Genomic DNA, 18977 nt, shown 5'->3' with positions numbered 1-18977 from the left:
CACTACCAGGGCAAACGGCTACCATCCCAAAAAAACAGATTACCACTATCGGCGGGCGCCAGTTGTTGTAGTACATCCACAATACGCCGGGCACTCAGTGCCGGGCTGTATAATTTTCCCGGCGCCAGATTACCCTGGAAGGGTTTGGAAAGTGCTGTATCCGTAGTGCCCGGATGAATGGCCACCACACAACTGTTTTCCAATCGGCGCCCCCATTCAATAGACAGGTTTTTTACCAACATATTGAGTGACGCCTTGCTGATACGATAGCTATACCAGCCCCCCAACTCATTATCGCCGATACTACCCACCTTGGCAGACAGGGATACCCATAGCAGCGGCTGCTTGCGTTGTAATTTTCTATCCAGCGCCTGGGCCAGATGCATATGAGTAAGGAGGTTGATACGCATAGACTGTATCAACCAATCATCCTCACATTGCGCTAGAGATTTTTCCGGGCCATGGAATTCATCGTGCAACAATCCACAACAGTTAATTACCCAGTCAGGCGGAGAGGAAAATTCAGAAAGGAAAGTCTCGACAGCCCTGATAGAGTGCTCGTCCGCGAGAGAGACTGTCAGGTGACGACGCTCGCCGGCGTGTCCAGGTACCCGATCTACTGTACCACGGCTCAAAGTCACCAAAGTAATATCGGGATAGCGCCGAACGATTTCGGCGCCGATCGCGCGAGCCAAACCGCCCGAGGCACCAGCCAGTAATACCATCCTTGGTTGATCAAACATACCGGCCTCCATGCCGGATAGCTCGTGTGGCTTTATTTTGCCTTTTTGCCGCCGGACTTTTTGTCTTTGTTTTCTGATTTCTCAGCGACTTCCTTGACTACACGCAGCATAGGTTCATCTGAGCGGAAAATCAGGCCGTGAATCTCCGTAGTATTCTGCCCCTGCAACAACTGCTGCAAGTACTGCACTATCTGCTCAGAAATCTCCTGGCCAGGTACCAGAACAGGGATGCCCGGCGGATAAGGCACTATCTCATCGGCGCTGGTGCGACCGATAAGATTCTGTGTAGCGTCCACCCCATTGTCCATCAACGGCAACTCTTCCGTATCGGCAAAGTAGGCATCCGCCGGCAGACAGGTGAAGCGGGTAAACTCAGGCAGGCGGCGCGGAGTACCGACATGAATACGCTTGTGAGTATTCCCCGCCAGCTGCTTCAGCGCATGAATCAAGCGCAACAATTTACTCTCAGTACTGCCCAGGGTTACCAGTACTGTGATGGTATTGTAGGTGGTCTTTTCCACTTGAATACCGTATTGATCAAACAGCTTGATCTGCATCTCGTTGCCCGAGTAACCGCTGCGGGAAATATCGATGGTTACCTTGGTGGGGTCCAGGCCGATATTGTCACCCGCTAGAGGCTCAGCAATCAGGTCGTCGCGGGTCAGGGCTCGGAATACTCCGGTTTCATTGACTGCACGGCGAAGGGTTTCCACCATCTGCAGACACTGCTTGAGACGTCCATAACCCTCCATCGCCATTTGCTTACGCGCCACATCGAGACTGGCGATCATGGCGTATTGCGGGCTGGTAGACGCATGCATGTTCAGGTTTTCGCGGAAACGGAATTCGTCGAAGTCCGGGTCCTGCACATGAATCATGCTGGCCTGGGAGAAAGCCGACAACATCTTATGGGTACTCTGGGTCACATAGTCGGCGCCACACTCGAGCGCGGTCGGGCGCAGCTCTGGATGGAAGAAACCGTGGGCAAACCAGGCCTCATCGACCAGCACCTTGACACCGCGCTCATGGGCATAATCGATAATAGGTTTCAAATCGTAGCGCAGACCATCGTAGGTACAGGAAGTGATAACCAATAAGCGCGCATCGCTATGTTCATCAAGCGCCGCCTCGATATCCGAGCGCTTCACCGGGCCATAAATGCCGAATTCAGGGTGCAGTACCGACTTCAGATAAACCGGCTCACAGCGATTCATCACTATCGCATGGTGAACCGATTTGTGGCAGGCCTGGTCGACGATAATCTTGCCGCCGCCACCGAGTATCTGCTGAATCACTACCTTGTTAGCAGTAGAAGTGCCATTGGTCAGGAAAAAGGTATGGCGCGAACCAAACGCCTGGGCGGCAAGATCCTGTGCTTCCTGAATTACCGAGTGCGGTTCCAGCAGGCTGTCGAGTATCTGTACGGAAACAGACAAATCCGTATTGAATACATGCTCGCCCATAAAACGGTAAAAGTCCCCTACCCAGGGGCTGTTGCGCAGGCTGTCGCCACCGGAGTGACCAGGAGTATGCCAAGCGTCACGTGCGGAGAATACATATTCCTTCAGGGTATCGGCAAAAGGCGTGGAGGCGCGGCGGGCAATAAACGCCTGTACCAGGCGGAACATATGGTTGAAATTGCCCTCTCGGCGATCAAACAACTCGTCAAAGCGGCGGCGCAGGTTGGTCAGTGACTTGACCCCACTCTTACCGGCAAGAGGAGTACCACCGGCGACATCACTTTGTGCCACCAAAAAAATATTGAGTTGAGAACGAAGTGCATGTATCTGGTCAGCAAGCAGATCGGCAGCTTCCAACCCCTGTGTATCGGTGCCACCATCTACGATAATCGCCTGAAGACGAGACTCCTCCAGTGCCAGTTGTTCCACATCTGCCGGTAACACCGCCTCAAACACCAGGCCAAAGGGGTTTTCATGCAGAGTCGCGGTGTTATTGAGGGCGCTAACCCAGTCTCCCGCTAATTTGCTGTCTGCGCTCACTAGCGCGACATGGCATTCCAGCTTCTGTACGCTGTGCTTCAGGTTGCCCAGTTCAGGCATCTTCATTTCCAAACCCATATTCTTATCCACCAGCATAGCCCGCAACTTGCTGAGGGCCGCTGCCTTAATTATTCAACTATTTGATTTTATTAACTTTTATTTAGTCCCCCGGCAAAAGCGGAGAATCTGGAGTTCTTGGGTAAAAAACCAGGACGCAAATATTAATGGAGCGGACCGGGGAATTCCGCGATGTCAGTGCTTTTGGCGAAAATCGCCAAAAGCGTGCTGACCGACCAGATCTATTGCCAAAGAAGGGGGTAAAGTTAGAACTTTGCGCTGCGAACAACGCCGTCGAATTCGAGGCAGTCCCTGACCCTCTGCCGTTGCACTTCGGAGAGGCGCTCAAGGGGAAAATAAGCTACCTCTGAGTGCTCACTAGAGAGGGTGATATGTCTTCTGTCGGTAAAGTGGGCGCGGAATATGAATGCATGAGAGTTGTAGATCTTATGGTAATAGACGCCGCTCAAGTATTCGATACGCACTTCACGCCCTAACTCTTCATGACACTCCCGCCGCAGAGCCTCGTGAATGGTCTCTCCGGGATCGAGTGCACCACCGGGTAACCCCCAACTGCGGTTGGCATAGGTCGCCAGCAGCTGCAGGACCTCACCAGAGTCATTGGTAATCACCGCATGCGCACTGAGCCGGTAGCTATCTTCAAATCCCATCGATTCCATCCCTGAATCTTTGCCCAATAGGAGTTAGAACCCCTGTGCCAGGGTGAAGCCGAAGCCAAGAGTCTGCACTGACTCATCGTAGTCAATCAGGCTTTCTCCGTAACCATTAAAGTAGCGAATGTAGCCATCCACCCGGTCCCCCAGGGGAAAACCCCAGGTCAGTTCAAACGCACCGTGATTTTCCGAGCGCAGGTTATTGCGCACCATAACGGCTATGGTGTGATCGCCATCGCGGTAGCGGCCACCCAACTCAAAGTGCCCTAAATAATGCTCTATATCCGGATTGTCATCATCCTCACGATCCTCCTTGAGGCGATACCAGGGCTTTATACCAACCGAGAAATTATCCCGCTCAAAAATAAAATTGGCGTATACCCGATTCCAACTGCGGGAGAAGGGTTCGCTGCGTCCATTGGACTGGTGGTTGAAAGCGATCTGGTTAGCGACATTCTGCCAGCCAAACAGGCTCCAGTTATTGAGCCAGGTGAGAATCAGCTCTGGCTCGTGGTTGGTCTCACGAAATGGTGCCGAGTTATCAGAGTTATAGGCTTGCCAAAAACTCCGGTTGGTGTAAGCCACGCTCATAAATGAAGCGCTGCCAAGAAAACCCCGCCATACCGGTACTTGTACTGATAATTGGAATTGCACCTCGATATTATCAAGGTCTTTCCCTTCGCCTTCGTAATCCGAGAGCCCCCCCTTCTCCGGAGTTGGGTTATAGGTAAATGGCAATATGTAGTTGGTCTTGTGGGAGGCAAGTGTAAAGGGGTTGCTGGCGGCATCGCGAATGGCCTGGGCCCGGCCACCAAGTAAGACCTCATCCGTAGGCAATTCCTCAGAGTACTCCTCCACCACAGGGTCGACTTCGAAGAAATCCTCCTCCAGACCTAGCTGGGCTCTCACCCGATCGGCACAGAGCAGGCGAATATCCCTCAGTGTTGTATCGGCGGAGGAAATCAGCAGCTGCTCGTGCAAGCACTGCTCCTGTTGTTGCTCCGGGGTTGTGTCTAACTCCTTAAGCTCTATTTCGGTCTCACCATCAATACTTGCCAAAGCGACATTAAGCGGTAACTGTGAAGTCACAAATAAGATGACCGCCAGCGGCATACCCCAGCGCGAATTGGTTTTGGATAAAGGCAAAATGGCTCCCCCATTAGCACATAAGTGACGAAATCTTACACTGCGGTACTGAAAAAATCCCGCGGTATAAATTCCCCCGGCACTCTCTCAAAGTCCTGTTACCGGCGGTTGACTACGATGTGCATCAGACACAAAAAGTTCAAAATGTGGGAGAAAAGATATTTTGAGGAAATTCTTACCAGGCTGGAAAGGCTATAAGCCTCCGGCAGAGTGAATGATGCGTCAAATAATCATCATTATTCACTAGACTGATAAAACCAGTTGTGTTCACAGGGCATAAGTCCGGTGAACACAATATCGAGATAAAAATTAAAAAAGGAGACTGGTGAGACTAGGAGACCACTCCAGGTCTCTGAGGCGAACCTGCCACAAACGCCCGGTACTGGAAGGCCAATCATAACCGACTAATAGGCTGCGGTTATCCACATAACAGTGCGCATCCCGCTCAGCCTCGTCCCCCTGATAAATATAACCACTGATATCTGGGCCCAGATCCTGAGAGCGCTGACTAGCCTGATCACCCGCCATAATTCGCGCCGTGCGATGGCTTACTCTCGGGGCCAATAGTTTTCCTCGTTGAGAGGGGTCGACAATATCTGGAGAAACCACTTCCAAACCCGCTTGGTGTTTTACCAGTGTTTTCAATAGCGGCCCCATAAAAACGCGCATTAGAGGGAATAGCAGACGGTTTTCTCCCCCCAAACGCAACTCTTGAGGGCCGTTAGGTCCACTCCAGTTTGCCTCTATTTCATCTCCTAATCGGGGAGGCTGACCTTCAGGGAAACACAAATGATAATGCGCACTGACCTCATCAACCTCATCGCGCCAATTCACTTGGCATTCACTCACCAAGCCATTATTTAGCAGCGCAAAGACCTCTATGCCGAAGCCTCGATCACCCACCAGTCTCTGGCTGACCAGAGAGCGGCGTCCAAAGGCATCAAAGCCCAACTGCCAGCTATCTTGAACAGGCATCTCACGCCCGTCACAGCTGTAATGATAACGCCCTTGTGCAAGGGTTGAGTTCAAACGCATTACAGATTTCCTCCCTGCTCACTGCATGCACCAGACCGATGGTTCAGTACCCAAAAAGTATTGCACAAGGTGGCTTGAGCACCCGGGCTTTGGCGCGAAAATTAACTATATATTTATGCGCTTGTACGGGGATTTCTGAGCGGAAATAAGAGGAGAAAAATGGATATATCTCATCGCTATCAAAACAAGTAAGGCAAGCATTTACTAGCACTATTCCATGCTGTCATAGACTAGTTATTAAGAAAAATAAAGAAACAGCGACTGACAAATCCGACTCGTTAATCTTTGATAACACCTATCGGTTAGACACAATGCTTAATAAAAGTGAAATCCAGATCGAAAAATTCGCAAGTCATTTATTTTTAAGGCAAATTATTCATTGCTCCAGCACGGAATTTAAAACCAATTCACCTTACATAAACTGAAAATTAATTCGGGCAAATAAAAACTTTTAATCACCCTACAAAAACACAGCCAGGAAAATAAAATTGACGCCAAAATGCAGCGACAAGCACCTGCTCTAAAAGACCACAATCGCAAAAAAGATCTGGCTTTTATTATTAACAAAAGGTATTAAACCTCGTGATTCATTGGAAGATTCAATAAAAATGAGTAACCGACATGCCAACCTTTGCCTATCAATCCATAAATTCAAACGCCAGTACCAATCATGATGTTGGTGCTTCCAACAGCCAGCATTTCACTCGTGTTACCCATAACCACCAAGCCGCCAATCAAAGTCCCTGGCTTTTGGTAATGCCAACCGCCAAAGGACTGGACCCCCACACTCCGCTTTACGGCCCCGCCCAGCTGGTCTCCCAGGCACCTGTGGGTTATATGGCCAAGGGCCAACACAGCAACAGCCAATTTCTCACTATGGTTGAGGGCAAGGCGCGACAGACTCACCAACATCTCTATCGCTCGCTAAGAAAAACTTGCGATCTATTGGTATATGGTGAAATGGATGGGGCTAATAGCGAATGGAGCTCCATGCAGCAACATGCCGGAGCGCTGGTGGGATCAAGCTCCACAGGCAAGGCCTGCAACAGTTTTAGTGTCCATGCCGCAAAAACTACCCAACACCAAGTCCTGGGGTCAGGTATGGGCTGGATCGCGGTGAAAACAGGCAATGTCAATGCTGTATTTGTGCATGTCCCCAATAGCATTGCCAAGAGTGAAGGGCAAGCAACATTGTTTTATCAGAATATTAATAAATACCTGTTGCAGCAGGGCCACGGTGCAATTGACCTCGTGATGGGAGATACCAACCAAGGCAGCAACAGTTTTACCCCTTCAGTAATAAGCCGGGCAACAAACATGATCTTTCACGACGCACACCCTGCAAGCGAGGTAACACCCTCAGATTCCCATCAACGCAGTTTTTCTGGCACCAATAGTACTGCCAGTAAAAAATATGATGTAGCGGTTTACAATACTGCGACTATCAATATCGTAAATGTGGACTACTTATCACAGAGTACTGCAGTCAATATTGACGGTGTCAATATGGCTGCAGCTGTCACTGACCACATGGGTATTTTTGTTGACGTAACCAAGTAAGGCTGGCAGCCACTTCGGCTATAGATAGGATTGCAAAAACTTGTATATCCATGATCGACCTTATTGGTGGACACCTGGAGGTCGATCATGATTTTTCCCTCTATTTAAGCAACCGCTGCCTGCTGAGCTTGCGGGGTAATCCATTTCATAAAATTGCCGGTTTGCTGATTGTCATAGAGCGCATTACCGTGTAAATCATTCACTACTTGTGCCGCACGCCAGGCCGATAAGCTCAGCTGTGGCTCCGCAATGCCGTGACTTGTCCGGCCAGTACCAAGGAAATACAAACGTCGACCACTCTCATCGCCGCTAAGTCTTGCCGCAAAAGCATCATCCAACAGCAAGCGACCCTCTGCATCGCGTGCAATGCGCTCTTGTAAAGGCGCCAGACAAGGAGGTAGAGCCTCACACAGGCCAGTGCATAGAATAACGATATCCGCATTAACCCACTCGGTACCATCTGCCTCACCCAGCAAGTGATTTTCCAGCTGCAGTTGATAGTCACCGCGGTGAGACATCTCCACCAGTTCGCGATTGGGCAATAATGCTACTCGTTCAGCATCCTTTTCCAGGTGCACAAGACGGTAGAACAACTGGTAAAGTTCCTTGAGGGTATCAGGAGATATACCATCAGAAGCCAGCTTCTGCTCTGAAACCACTTCCTCACGACGCTGAGGGCTCAACTGACGGAACACGTCGACATACTCTGGGGTAAACCAATCATTGGTGAAGGGGGTCTCATCCAATGGCAAATAATTGCTGCGGCGGGATACCCAGGTTACCTGCTGTGGGCGGCCCCAGTGTTTACTCAAAAGATTAATAACCACTTCCGCACCAGTCTGGCCTCCACCGACCACGGCGACGCGCTTACCACTTACATCCGGATTACGCAGGGCAATTTCCAGCGCATGGAAGCAATTATCAGACAGGAATGGGCGACTGCACTCTGGAATATTTGGTTTTTTACCCGCAGCAACACACAGGTTTTTGGTGAGTACCTGTTCGCAACCATTAGGGCCGTGCACGTCCAGCTCAAAAAACTCCCCATTATCCACCACGCTCTGTACACGGCTGCTCATTTGGATAGAGTCCAAGCGACGGGCAGCCCACGCCAGGTAATCGGCAAACTCGCGACGGGTTACGGTACGCTGTTCTGCGTGCAGAAAGTCATAGAAACGTTTATTTTCTACCAGGTACGCCATAAAGCTACAGGGATTGGTTGGATCAACCGGCGTTACCAGGTCTTTCAGGTAAGAAGTCTGCATCATAGCCCCCGGCAACATTAAACCAGGATGCCAAGAGAATTCCGCTTTAGCATCAAAAAAGCGATGTCTCAAAGATGTGTCCCGCATTAGAGCGGCCACAGCCAAATTAAAAGGACCGGCTCCGATACCGGCGAGATCTAGGAAATTGCTCATGATTATGCCTCTAAAGCGGAAGCGGTTGCTGGTTGGTGTTGCTGTGACTCTTGCTCTGCGAGCCAAAGGGGATTAGTCAGGTCTCCACCGACAATGGGGACCGGGCGTTCAGCGCTGTCATCGTAACCTTGACGCAGGCGCACGCGATTAATACAAACGCGCTCGATATGGGGACGGAACAAATTAAACTGCTGGAAACGCTCCGCCATACCGCCATTATCTCGCTGTGCGGATTCTTGATATCGGCGTAGGACCTTGGCTAAGACTCCGTAGAATTTCCTTTCCTCTAGGCCAATCTCTGTCATTAATTGGGCGGACAGATAGCGCAGCACTGTGACAAAGTGACCGGTAAACAGGTCGTGAATAATGTAATTAGCAGGCAATTGATCGAGAACTTGTGCCGCCGATTCCGGTAGGTCCGCACGATCAGGGAAATCACCCTGAGCGAGACGCAGATCTCCCTGGAAATCCTTCAGAAGAACACGAACAACTTTGTTGTCGCGTAATACCAGCGTTAGGTTTTGCGAGTGAGCTACCAAACCTATGCCATAACGGCTAAGCAGGTGATAAAGAGGCACCACCGTAGCGTCGAATAGCTGCTCAAGCCAGGCTTCTACTGAAAGGCCGGAGGCTTCAATCAGAGCAGAAATTACAGACTTACCGCTGCTATCTTTCTGTAATAACGCGGCCATTAAAAGATGGCGCTCGCCCTCAGCACACAAGCTTGCCGGGCTCTGCCTCCAGGTAGCTCCCAGTAATTCACGGTAACGATAGGGCGCGCCCTTTATCGACTCTTGGTGTAAGTGCGGTACATGCAGGCCAGCTACTTCTTGAAGAACACCGGTGCCCCGCGATTGTAATTGCTCATCACGCTCACAGAGTAACTGCATCCATTCAGATAACGCCGGTCCGCAGCGCATAAACTTGCCTGGAATTCCACGGTAGCAGGAAGTATTCAATACCGTTAATGGCAACTTCACATGGAGAGCCTGCGGGCGCTTCAAGTTGGACAAGGTACGTAGTGAAACCTGCGGCAAATATTCATCGCCAAACTCACCGAGTAAAACCAAGTCACCACTAAAAATCTGTTGTGCATAATGCTGACTAATATGATGCTGCCATTGCCATGGATGCACCGGCAAGGGCAAAAACTCTTGCCAGTTAACCCCTTTCTCACGACATTTATCGTCCAGCTGCTGTAACTGTGATTCACTCAGGCTTTCTGCCAATAGCTGAGGCCAATCCCACAGGTCGCTATTGCCACTCACAGCGAGATCCCGGCGAACAGCAAGCCATAACAGCCTGACCCCCTGAGCGGCCTCTGTACCATAGGCGTTAAACTCTTGTGCGCCCCAACCGATACGGCCTTTATTCACCATAGCCTTAGGATGCCCATCCAGTAGGCACTGCAATTTTTCATCAGCTAGTGTGCCTAGGGTATGCGCTGTGAGCGATTCACGCTTTTGCAGCAAAGTAACATCCGCAACCAGGGTATTGGCCAGTTCGTGTAATAAATTGCCCAAAGTACTGGGGGAGGCTTCAAGGTCCAGAGCAGCATCAATAAAAAACTGTGCTGCGTCATCCGCAGGTATTACTTGCCCATCACCTTCCCGCTCAATACTTTGCGCATCAATTAATAACCAATCCCACACAGTTAACTGAGCTTGGAAACGATAGATAACACCAGAAGCAAGTTCCACAAAGTAACGGGCACCCGTTTCTAACTTTGCCGTCAGAGCCTGTTCATAACAAAGCTCAGCCAGCGATTTCACCAGCAGGTTTCTATTCGCCTGCTTCCAATATTTATCGCCGCTCATATTCCCCCCATACTCTGAAAGAATTCGTCTCGCTTGCACATAATCAAAGCAGCTCTTTTGTGGGGAAAATCAAATTCTTTAACTTTTTTCCAGCCAAAAGTGCCGTTGATGTATTTAAGCAATGCGCGATTATCCGCGCGCGGCTCTCCAACCAAAGTTTCTGTGCGAGCGTCATCCAGAAACATAAAATGGGTAACACCATTAAACCAAGCCTGAGCAAAACGGCCTCCCAGGAAGCGTTGGTCGCCAACCAACATATGTGCACCGCGATCAAATGGCTGGCAGTCATAGTAAGGTGCAATACGATCTTCAAGCGCCCAATAAATTTCAAAATAGGCAAAGGGCTCACCATCAATACAGGCGATCAATGGATGCTTATGGGGATCTTGAATAACAGAGTCAATAAACTGTCTCTGCTTTTCTTTATCACCTTCTTCTTCCCAAAATTTTGCTACACGCTCCTGGTTCATCCAGTTGGTAAAGCGCTCCAAATCTTTCTCTGGATCCAGGTGACGTAAACTGAAATCTATTCCCAGCGCGTGGAAATGACGGTGATAAACTTCCCCTTTAGGTGGTTCCGCACGGAGAGGGTGGCGAACTCCCTGCGTATTCTCTACCCACTGCAAAGGAAACTCACCGGCATTGTTACCCCGATACCAGAGCTCTGTACGTTGATAAAAATTGCTGCGGGAAAATCGGCTTACCACAGTATCCGCATCGACAATATCCGTATTTTGCAATGCTGGATTCAGCGCAAAAAGCCAGTCGAACCAGAGATCTAACGCTTCTAACGAAATTTCACCAGACGACAGGATGAAAATTGCTATTTCCTGTCCGGGAACATATTCAATTTGAAAATAGTTATCGCCATTTAACTGGCAACGATATCCTCCCACAGCAACTTGCCAAGAGCGCCCATCGGGAAGCTGACCCTGTTCCCCTAAAGATATTTCAAGCGCAGCTGTTGAGCTGGTCATAATTCTTTCCTTTCAATTTTTATCGTCACGGTGATCAAGCTTCGGCAACTTCAGCGTCTACTACCGTTCGCAGGGGGTTCGCCATAGTGTGATAGATGGAAAGCGGGTCTTCGGTGGTGGTTTCATTCATACCAATCACCGCACATTGAAAATTGCCCTTAGCCCAAATTTCATCGGCATTGAGCAAATACGCCAAACAGCTAAAGTCACGTCGCTGGCCTTCGTACAGCAATTGCAGGCGCTCGCGCAGCTGGCGCAACAACTCCTGCTCGGAAATTAAACCTGCAGCGGAAAGCGCACAGATCAAACCAAAACAGCTATTAACGATCAGGTAATACACAAAAAGGCGGTTGGCCATTTCTTCGTCAATGACATTCTCACTGTCCTGGGCCAGATTAGGCAGATAAGGTTTGAGTAATTCCTCGCCCAGGCGACTATAACCACTGCCTTGACAATCTCTGAAGAAACCAGCCACAGGCAGATCACCCTCGAAGCTCAAAATCAGATTTTGTTGATGGGCGCCAAATAAAATTCCAAAATCGGCTTGGGCAATTAGCAAGGGCTCAATAACTGCATCGAGAAAAGCCTTAAACCAGCGTTTGCTAGCAGCCTCAATGGAAATATTTTCCTCTCCCGCGAGGCGCTGTACCAATTGCGCAGCCCGGCAGGGAGCACCATTAGGATGATCCTGAGTCAATGTTGCCAACAGGCAGGTATTTTTTGCGGCTGTTTCCAAGAAAGGATTTTCCCGAAACATAACCAGGCTTTCTATAATCTGCTCACCTCTACTATCGGCAAGCATCAGGTAGGCCGGTTCCGCCAACACCTGGAAGCGCGGGTAGCGGCTGGCAAACTCCTGCCCCAGAGGCGTATCTCTTACTTTTAAGACTTCGAGACCACGCACCATTTCTTTTGGTTGCAGAGTACGCACCGAATTAGTCAGCCTCAGGCTGAGAGAAAACTTGAGCATATAAGGGCTTTGAGCGCTGTAAATTGCGCGCAGTGAAGAGGTTGCCCGCCACGGTTCCCTGCCCTCACCCAACTCAATAATTTTTCCACTCTCAAGTAATTCGGCCACACGTGGGTCTTGCCCTAGCTGACGCCACTGCCAGGGATGTGCCGGGATAGCAATAAATCCTTTCGGTGCCACCGGAGCACCATCCGTTGCACGCACCAGATCGGCAAACTGCGCCTCGCTAATTTCCGCCCCACTGGCTCCAAGCAAATATTGTGGGTCCACCCCCAGCCACATCAGGGCAAAACTATTGCCAAATTCCGGGGCGTAACATTCGGCATCCTTATCGGTAAATGGATCGCGGCTTTTAGGAGTCGGATGGATAGAGTGTCCGCATAAAAGTGCCTGTTCCGACTCGACAAAAGTGAGGGGCTGAGTAAATAGTTTCTCTGTATCTGCGTGACGAGCATTCAGTGCCTGAGCCATATTTTTCACGCTGGCCGAGACCCTGCAAGTAAATTGCGCTCTGGATTCTGCTGTGGCGCCAGGGAAAAAAGCAGGCTCCTGTGCAACCTGCTGCGCCGCATCGGCAAACCCAATAGTTTTGCTGGCACCCTCTGAGTTACGCAATATCATCGGCAGGGTAAACTGGTGCCTGCCACACTCACTGCGATAGGAGACACTCAGCCAGAGTTCGGCACCACTGGCCGGTAGAGGAATATGCACCGCCGGTACACTGATCCCTTGTGGAAGTTGCTCGCCAGCTCGTTCGTGCCAAATACCGCTATCTGTCTCCCGCAGTAGCGCATTGAAGAAGCAGTTGGCTGACATTCTTTCCGCAGCCATATTGACCTCCGTATCCCCGGCGGTCATAACTGGATTTTGAGCAAAAGCATCGCCGTCGACGCCGCCAGTGCTGGCTGCATCGGATTGAGGATTATTCATGGTGGTGATTCTTTATCGGCTAAATCTAAGTGAGAATGGTTTGCATTAGCCTTATGATGCAGGTAAATTTCTCGCACTTCAAGCCCATTGCCAGAGAAATTATCTGGCTGTGAACTCTTGCACAGGAAAGGGTCGCGTTTTCCTGTGATTTTTTATGAATTTGTTGTGGAGTCCCGGATGCGGAGATCCCTGAATCACCCCAAACATCACCTGCGTAAAATCAATATGGTGGTGGCCAGCCAGGGAGCTGCCCAGGTTGTTCTACTGACTCAAATTCCACTCATCGTTGAGCGCTGTGGACTGAGTCTGGCCAGCATCGGGGGGTTAGTGGCCCTGGGTACTTTTTGCCTGATGATTGCCGGACCACTCTGGGGTGAAATGGGGGACAGGGTTGGCCGCAAGCCAGTACTACTCGCAGGGCTGACTGGAGCACTGCTGGCCCAGTGCCTCTTTGTGGCCCTGTTGGTGGCCATGTCCCAGGGGTACCTGGCGGAAAGTAATGCCCTAATAGCTCTGGCAATCAGTCGTGTCATTTATGGGTTGAACGCTGCAGCCATCTACCCCTGTTGCCAGGCTTGGGCTATTGACCTGGGGGAGCCGGAAAAGCGTTTATCAATTCTTTCAGGCTTGAGTGCGGCGGCTAATCTGGGACGAGGACTCGGGCCACTACTTGCCTTGCCGGCTCTCCTCGCTGGCGCTCTTTGGCCTCTGGCGTGGCTGATATTGCTACCATTCATCACCCTCGTTTTAACCGCCGGTCTGCCGAAGGGAAAGAGCCATATTGCAGAAACAGAATCCTCTGGAAATTCCTCCCTCCCTCCTGGTGCTCTGGCCCTTTTTGCCACCGCTCTGCTCGGTACCGTTAGTGTTGGTCAGCTGCAGGTTGTCATGGGACCTGCTCTTAAAGATCTCTACGGTCTCAGCGCCATGGGCGCCTCATCAGCTACTGCCGTATTGTTGGCTGCAGTGGCGATTTGTGGGTTCCTGGTTCAGATTGGTCTGGTGCGCAAACTCAAGGTGCCGCAGATGAGTTTTATGTTGGGCGTAAGCTCCCTATGCACAGGCACCATCTTACTCTCCAGTACCCTAGGCAGCCTGCTCGCAGCTGCCGGCCTGCTGATCTTTGTGGTGGGGATTGCCTTTTTGGTACCGGGCTACAGCGCACTTTTGAGCCAAGCGAATCGACGCGGTGGCCGGCTATTTGGATTTCTATCACTGATGCACACCGGCGGTTACACTATCGGTTTTGCCATCGGTGGCTGGCTTTATGAAAGGGATCCGCAGCAACCCTTATTGGGATTACTGGTCAGCGTCTCACTTATCGCGCTTTTTGCACTACTCAGCAGCATAATCAGCAAGAAAAAGAAAGTGGGACAGACCCAATACACTGCCAGGTAACAAAGTTATTGCTTAATTTGAAAAAGGGTGGCCTGTGCCACCCCTGAAGATTCAGAGATACCGCTGCCAGAATTCGGCCTGCCCAAACTCTTCATCCAGCGTATAAGGCTTGAACCCCGACTTGCGATAGGCATTCTTCGCGGCAAAGTTTTTTTCCAGTACTTCCATAGTCAGCTTACAGCCCCCTCTCTTTTTTGCCTCTAACGCCACAAAGTCCATCATGGCAGCGCAAACGCCCTGCCCCCGGGCGCGCTCACTGACGATAACATCGTGAATATTAATCAGCGGCATACAGGAAAATGTGGAAAAACCGGTGAAACAATTAACCAAACCCAAGGCCTCATTATCGCCATAGGCGAGCACGCTGAAAGCACCGGGAAAATTTGCCAATTTAGACACCAGCTCATTGCGACAAGGCTCTGGCAATGGCCCCCCTCCACCAAAAGGATGGCGGGAGTACTCATCCATTAAATGGATAATATCCTCAGCCTGATGGCAGTCCGTATAATTCGCCAAAACCACACGCAATGCGCTGGAAGTCTCCGGGGTAACCAAGGCCATTATTATTCCTCCGACTTTTTCCACCTGGGAAATGCAAAAGTATTGAAAAGCGAGTATGTAAACAAACTTTTGCTAATTTGACGATTATTACTGTCAAATAAAATCCATACCGCTTTTAAGCGCTCTTTTCATTTCCTGGTTAATTTATCGGAAACAGCAAAACTCAAGCCAAGGGCTCCCTTTCCAGTTCTCGACTAAAGGGGTCCTCTCCACCATTCATTGGTTCAATAGCTCCTTCCTCTTCATCAGAGTTAGAGGTGTATCCACGCAGCCGAGTCCGCCGCGCCTGTAGCTGGCGCATACGCAAACGGTGCCGATCAGCAAATCCAGAGCGCAAGGATGTGCGCTGTCGCCTACCGGGACCGGAGTGATTCCTTCTCGCCATCATTTCTCCTTAAATTGAGACCCAATGCTAAAAAATAGTCATCTTTCAGGTTAGCCCATACCCTCTTGGCCCGCAGGAATAAAGCCGCTATCCTCCCAACATTATGTCCAATTAGTCATATCAGGATACAAACCCATTGCACCCGCTAGATCATCTATTAAAAAATAATCAGAACTGGTCCGAGGCCACCCACAAGGACAACCCGGACTTTTTCTTAAAGCTTTCAAAGCAGCAGTCACCGGAATACCTTTGGATTGGCTGCGCAGACAGCCGTGTGCCCGCGAATGAAATTGTCGGGCTTTTACCCGGTGAGCTGTTCGTACACCGCAATGTCGCCAATGTGGTGGTGCATTCTGACCTCAACTGCTTATCCGTTTTGCAGTACGCGGTAGAGATTTTGAAGGTCAAGCATATTATCGTGTGTGGGCATTACGGCTGTGGTGGCGTACAGGCGGCACTACACAACGAACAGCTTGGTCTAATTGATAACTGGCTGCGCCATATCCAAGATGTTCGCGACAAGCACCACACTCTGGTTGACTTATTCCAGGAACAACAGCGTACAGACCTACTGTGCGAGCTCAATGTCTTGGAGCAAGTAATCCATATTTGCCAAACGACAATAGTACGCGACGCATGGCGCTCAGGTCAGTCACTCTCCATTAACGGTTGGGTCTACGGGCTAAAAGACGGGCTCGTACACGATTTGGGGATTTCCATTCGCCACCCAGGAGAGATTGCAGACGTCTATCAAAATGCTCTGACAAATATTTCCCAAGGCAAACACGATTAGCAGCACCCTCCGACGATCTCCCTTATATTTGCCCTAAAGCCGGTTGCCCTACAGCCGGCTACTGTCTAGCTAGCACGGGGGCACCATGCCAGACTATCGCCAGTGGGAATGTCAAATCTGCGGCTGGATCTACGATGAAGCCAAGGGCTGGCCTGAGGATGGGATAGCCCCTGGTACCCGTTGGGAAGATATCCCCGAAGACTGGTGCTGTCCCCAGTGCGGAGCACACAAGCAAGACTTTGCAATGTGTGAGTTGGATAAAAAAGAACCCCCCCCTTCTCCACTTGATACCGAGCTTGACTCCCCGTTACCAACTCATCAGGGCACAGCTACTTTTCGCCTCTGGGAGTGCATGGTGTGCGGGTGGGTCTACGACGAAGCCAGGGGGTGTCCAGAGGAAGGCATTGCTCCCGGCACCCGCTGGGAGGATATCCCCGAGGACTGGAGCTGCCCGCAATGCGGAGTGGGTAAGGAAGACTTCGACATGGTGCTGGTGACTCCGGCATCAAAACCTATAGAAAATGACACTGAGCTAAGTGGCGGTGAAGTCTCCAACGAGAATCAAGCCCCACTAGTGATTGTCGGCACAGGCCTGGCCGGCTATCACCTAGCCTTGGAGTTTCGCAAGCTCGATTCTGTAACCCCCCTGGTTCTGATTTCCAGTGATGACGGGGCCTTTTACTCTAAACCCCTTCTATCAGCCTCCCTTTCCCATGGAAAAACAGCCCAGCAGTTATGCCAAACCAGTGCCGAAGAAATGGCGCGTAAATTGGACGCACAGATTCTCGTACATACCCGTGTTACTTCAATTTCCCCCCACAGCAAAACATTACAGTTGCAGCAGGATGTTGATAACCACGTAACAGATATTCCTTACGACAGGTTGATATTGGCGACTGGTGCCCACTGCCGCAAATTGCCGGCTATCGCGGGCAATGCCCACGCAAGGCTATTTAGAATTAACAACCTGACAGACTACCACCGCTTTCGCACCGCGCTCGTTGGCTGCCAGCGGGTCCTCCTGATCGGTGCAGGTCTGATTGGTTGTGAGTTTGCCAATGATTTGGTGCAAGCCGGATATGAAGTGGCTGTGGTAGATCCTCAGGAGTGGCCGCTCGCCTCTCTCTTGCCAGAAGCTGCCGGTCGCGATCTCCAGGAAGTCCTAAGTAACAGTGGCGTTCGTTTTTATCTGGGAAAATCCATTCGTTCCCTGAATCAGAATCCTAAAGGCATTGAAGCCCTGCTGGATAACGGTGAGACGCTAGTGGCAGATATCGCCCTGGCGGCACTGGGTCTTGAAGCTAATACTGCCCTGGCTGAAACTGCGGGACTGAAAATTCAGCAGGGAATTGCCGTAGACCGGAAATTACAGAGTAACAATCCGCATATATTTGCCATTGGCGACTGTGCGGAGGTAGAGGGGCACCAACTGTTTTACGTCGCTCCCCTAATGACTTGTGCCCGCGCCCTGGCTCAAACCCTTAGCGGTAATCCCAGTCCCGTACACTACGGCGTTATACCGGTTGCGGTTAAAACAACCCTGCGCCCCACAACCCTCTGCCCTCCCCATCCAGGCGCCGAGGGCAGCTGGCAAGTATCTCAAGACACAAAAGGCGTCTGTGCCGAGTTTCGCAACAGTAGGGGAGAACTGCTCGGTTTCGCACTGACTGGCGCCGCAATTACAGAAAGGGAGCGACTGATGAGTGAGTGCATGCCGCTTATGGACAATAAGTCTTTCGAATAACGATATTCGAGCTTCTTTTACTAGCTTGCGAGGCAAGACGCGCAATCAGTACGCTTTTGCCGTAAAATGGCTGGCTAGCACAGTTTTTGTACAAGCAACCATCGTATGTCGACAGAAAGAAGCTCCATTATCAGTCCCTCCCCCCAGCAAAGTCGCCTGCTGCGCGATACTCTGGGCCAGTTCGCTACTGGGGTCACCGTTATTACCACGCAGGACTCTGAGGGACAGCCTGCGGGGATGACCGCCAACAGCTTTAATTCAGTATCTCTGGACCCCGCACTAGTTCTATGGAGTATCGACAAACAATCACTGGGCTACGAGGCCTTCACCAGCCGCGAACACTTTGCAGTACACGTACTGCGCGCAGATCAGCAACACGTTTCCAACCTGTTTGCCGGTCGCGGTGCCGATAAGTTTGGGCAGATTCAGTGGAGCGAGGGCCCAGATGGAATACCTCGCCTGAAAGAGTGCGCCGCCTATTTCCACTGTCGCCGTGTCCAGTGTATTGAAGGTGGGGATCACACCATCCTGCTGGGAGAAGTTTTGGAGTTCAGTGCTTTCGGCGGCGAACCCCTAATATTCCACCGCGGACGCTACCGCGCCTTGTCTGGAGAATAAAAAACCCATAGGCTCCACCATCAAGACTTTTAAGGGGGCACTCTGCCCCCTTTTAAATTTTCCAAACCTATAAAGGTATTTGCCTGTCTGACTGGGTTAACAACCGATAGACTTAAATCACCCTTGCCTCATCATTTAATAATAAGCTTTT

General features: G+C 50.7%; 16 protein-coding genes. 5 read left to right on the top strand and 11 right to left on the bottom strand.

Going from position 1 to position 18977, the window contains the following annotated elements; all coding sequences use genetic code 11:
* Positions 1–2: 2 nt before the first annotated feature.
* From ACJJIV_RS15635 to ACJJIV_RS15615, 5 genes are all read right to left on the bottom strand, one after another.
* A complete protein-coding gene (locus ACJJIV_RS15635) occupies positions 3–743 on the bottom strand; it encodes an SDR family NAD(P)-dependent oxidoreductase (RefSeq protein WP_444889568.1) in 741 nt (246 codons plus the stop codon).
* 32 nt (positions 744–775) lie between these two features.
* Positions 776–2839 carry an aminotransferase class I/II-fold pyridoxal phosphate-dependent enzyme gene (locus ACJJIV_RS15630; protein ID WP_444887032.1) on the bottom strand — a complete coding sequence of 688 codons (2064 nt, stop codon included), beginning with the start codon at positions 2837–2839 and terminating at the stop codon, positions 776–778.
* A gap of 227 nt (positions 2840–3066) precedes the next feature.
* Positions 3067–3471 (bottom strand): NUDIX hydrolase, encoded by a 405-nt coding sequence (locus ACJJIV_RS15625; RefSeq protein WP_252083094.1) that lies wholly within the window; start codon positions 3469–3471, stop codon positions 3067–3069.
* 33 nt (positions 3472–3504) lie between these two features.
* On the bottom strand, positions 3505–4620 hold the full coding sequence (locus ACJJIV_RS15620) for a phospholipase A (protein ID WP_444889567.1): 1116 nt from the start codon (positions 4618–4620) through the stop codon (positions 3505–3507).
* A 309-nt stretch (positions 4621–4929) separates the two neighbouring features.
* Positions 4930–5655, bottom strand: a complete 726-nt coding sequence (locus tag ACJJIV_RS15615) for a hypothetical protein (RefSeq protein ID WP_444889566.1) — start codon at positions 5653–5655, stop codon at positions 4930–4932.
* Between the two features lie 621 nt (positions 5656–6276).
* On the opposite strand from ACJJIV_RS15615, the gene ACJJIV_RS15610 reads away from it, so the two are divergent.
* Positions 6277–7215, top strand: a complete 939-nt coding sequence (locus tag ACJJIV_RS15610; RefSeq protein WP_252083097.1) for a hypothetical protein — start codon at positions 6277–6279, stop codon at positions 7213–7215.
* Between the two features lie 104 nt (positions 7216–7319).
* Here ACJJIV_RS15610 and ACJJIV_RS15605 read toward each other — a convergent pair whose 3' ends face one another.
* From ACJJIV_RS15605 to ACJJIV_RS15590, 4 genes are read right to left on the bottom strand one after another with little or no spacing between them, the layout of a single operon-like run.
* On the bottom strand, positions 7320–8633 hold the full coding sequence (locus tag ACJJIV_RS15605) for a lysine N(6)-hydroxylase/L-ornithine N(5)-oxygenase family protein (protein WP_444889565.1): 1314 nt from the start codon (positions 8631–8633) through the stop codon (positions 7320–7322).
* A gap of 2 nt (positions 8634–8635) precedes the next feature.
* Entirely contained in the window at positions 8636–10450 is a 1815-nt protein-coding gene (locus tag ACJJIV_RS15600) for an IucA/IucC family protein (protein ID WP_444889564.1), read from the bottom strand.
* A complete protein-coding gene (locus ACJJIV_RS15595; RefSeq protein WP_444889563.1) occupies positions 10447–11427 on the bottom strand; it encodes a GNAT family N-acetyltransferase in 981 nt (326 codons plus the stop codon). The genes ACJJIV_RS15600 and ACJJIV_RS15595 overlap by 4 nt, the downstream gene beginning before the upstream one ends.
* Positions 11428–11461: 34 nt before the next feature.
* Positions 11462–13327, bottom strand: coding sequence for an IucA/IucC family protein (locus tag ACJJIV_RS15590; protein WP_444889562.1), 1866 nt, complete (start codon positions 13325–13327; stop codon positions 11462–11464).
* A 177-nt stretch (positions 13328–13504) separates the two neighbouring features.
* Here ACJJIV_RS15590 and ACJJIV_RS15585 point away from each other — a divergent pair, with 177 nt between their 5' ends.
* Positions 13505–14725 carry an MFS transporter gene (locus ACJJIV_RS15585; protein ID WP_444889561.1) on the top strand — a complete coding sequence of 407 codons (1221 nt, stop codon included), beginning with the start codon at positions 13505–13507 and terminating at the stop codon, positions 14723–14725.
* 51 nt (positions 14726–14776) lie between these two features.
* On the opposite strand, the gene ACJJIV_RS15580 is transcribed toward ACJJIV_RS15585, so the two are convergent.
* Both ACJJIV_RS15580 and ACJJIV_RS15575 read right to left on the bottom strand, forming a co-directional pair.
* The gene (locus ACJJIV_RS15580; RefSeq protein ID WP_444883953.1) at positions 14777–15286 is read right to left on the bottom strand and encodes a GNAT family N-acetyltransferase; all 510 of its coding nucleotides are present in this window, start codon (positions 15284–15286) and stop codon (positions 14777–14779) included.
* Between the two features lie 163 nt (positions 15287–15449).
* A complete protein-coding gene (locus ACJJIV_RS15575) occupies positions 15450–15671 on the bottom strand; it encodes a hypothetical protein (RefSeq protein ID WP_444883952.1) in 222 nt (73 codons plus the stop codon).
* Positions 15672–15807: 136 nt separating this feature from the next.
* Here ACJJIV_RS15575 and can point away from each other — a divergent pair, with 136 nt between their 5' ends.
* The 3 genes from can (at position 15808) to ACJJIV_RS15560 (ending at position 18826) form a co-directional block, all read left to right on the top strand.
* Positions 15808–16464 carry a carbonate dehydratase gene (gene can, locus ACJJIV_RS15570; RefSeq protein WP_252083105.1) on the top strand — a complete coding sequence of 219 codons (657 nt, stop codon included), beginning with the start codon at positions 15808–15810 and terminating at the stop codon, positions 16462–16464.
* 85 nt (positions 16465–16549) lie between these two features.
* Positions 16550–18208 (top strand): FAD-dependent oxidoreductase, encoded by a 1659-nt coding sequence (locus ACJJIV_RS15565; protein ID WP_444889560.1) that lies wholly within the window; start codon positions 16550–16552, stop codon positions 18206–18208.
* Between the two features lie 105 nt (positions 18209–18313).
* Entirely contained in the window at positions 18314–18826 is a 513-nt protein-coding gene (locus ACJJIV_RS15560) for a flavin reductase family protein (RefSeq protein ID WP_444889559.1), read from the top strand.
* Positions 18827–18977: the final 151 nt, after the last annotated feature.

It is taken from the genome of Microbulbifer mixtoriginis (SeqCode) (genome assembly GCF_052466765.1).
The sequence above is the reverse complement of the archived record's forward strand: the minus strand, read 5'-3'. Positions and strand labels throughout refer to the sequence as shown.

What these genes read in the sequence shown, in the direction of transcription:
- ACJJIV_RS15635 (WP_444889568.1), bottom strand. Translation starts at nt 743, where the DNA reads ATGTTTGATCAACCAAGGATGGTATTACTGGCTGGTGCCTCGGGCGGT.
- ACJJIV_RS15630 (WP_444887032.1), bottom strand. Translation starts at nt 2,839, where the DNA reads ATGCTGGTGGATAAGAATATGGGTTTGGAAATGAAGATGCCTGAACTG.
- ACJJIV_RS15625 (WP_252083094.1), bottom strand. Translation starts at nt 3,471, where the DNA reads ATGGGATTTGAAGATAGCTACCGGCTCAGTGCGCATGCGGTGATTACC.
- ACJJIV_RS15615 (WP_444889566.1), bottom strand. Translation starts at nt 5,655, where the DNA reads ATGCGTTTGAACTCAACCCTTGCACAAGGGCGTTATCATTACAGCTGT.
- ACJJIV_RS15610 (WP_252083097.1), top strand. Translation starts at nt 6,277, where the DNA reads ATGCCAACCTTTGCCTATCAATCCATAAATTCAAACGCCAGTACCAAT.
- ACJJIV_RS15605 (WP_444889565.1), bottom strand. Translation starts at nt 8,633, where the DNA reads ATGAGCAATTTCCTAGATCTCGCCGGTATCGGAGCCGGTCCTTTTAAT.
- ACJJIV_RS15600 (WP_444889564.1), bottom strand. Translation starts at nt 10,450, where the DNA reads ATGAGCGGCGATAAATATTGGAAGCAGGCGAATAGAAACCTGCTGGTG.
- ACJJIV_RS15595 (WP_444889563.1), bottom strand. Translation starts at nt 11,427, where the DNA reads ATGACCAGCTCAACAGCTGCGCTTGAAATATCTTTAGGGGAACAGGGT.
- ACJJIV_RS15590 (WP_444889562.1), bottom strand. Translation starts at nt 13,327, where the DNA reads ATGAATAATCCTCAATCCGATGCAGCCAGCACTGGCGGCGTCGACGGC.
- ACJJIV_RS15585 (WP_444889561.1), top strand. Translation starts at nt 13,505, where the DNA reads ATGCGGAGATCCCTGAATCACCCCAAACATCACCTGCGTAAAATCAAT.
- ACJJIV_RS15580 (WP_444883953.1), bottom strand. Translation starts at nt 15,286, where the DNA reads ATGGCCTTGGTTACCCCGGAGACTTCCAGCGCATTGCGTGTGGTTTTG.
- ACJJIV_RS15575 (WP_444883952.1), bottom strand. Translation starts at nt 15,671, where the DNA reads ATGGCGAGAAGGAATCACTCCGGTCCCGGTAGGCGACAGCGCACATCC.
- ACJJIV_RS15565 (WP_444889560.1), top strand. Translation starts at nt 16,550, where the DNA reads ATGCCAGACTATCGCCAGTGGGAATGTCAAATCTGCGGCTGGATCTAC.
- ACJJIV_RS15560 (WP_444889559.1), top strand. Translation starts at nt 18,314, where the DNA reads ATGTCGACAGAAAGAAGCTCCATTATCAGTCCCTCCCCCCAGCAAAGT.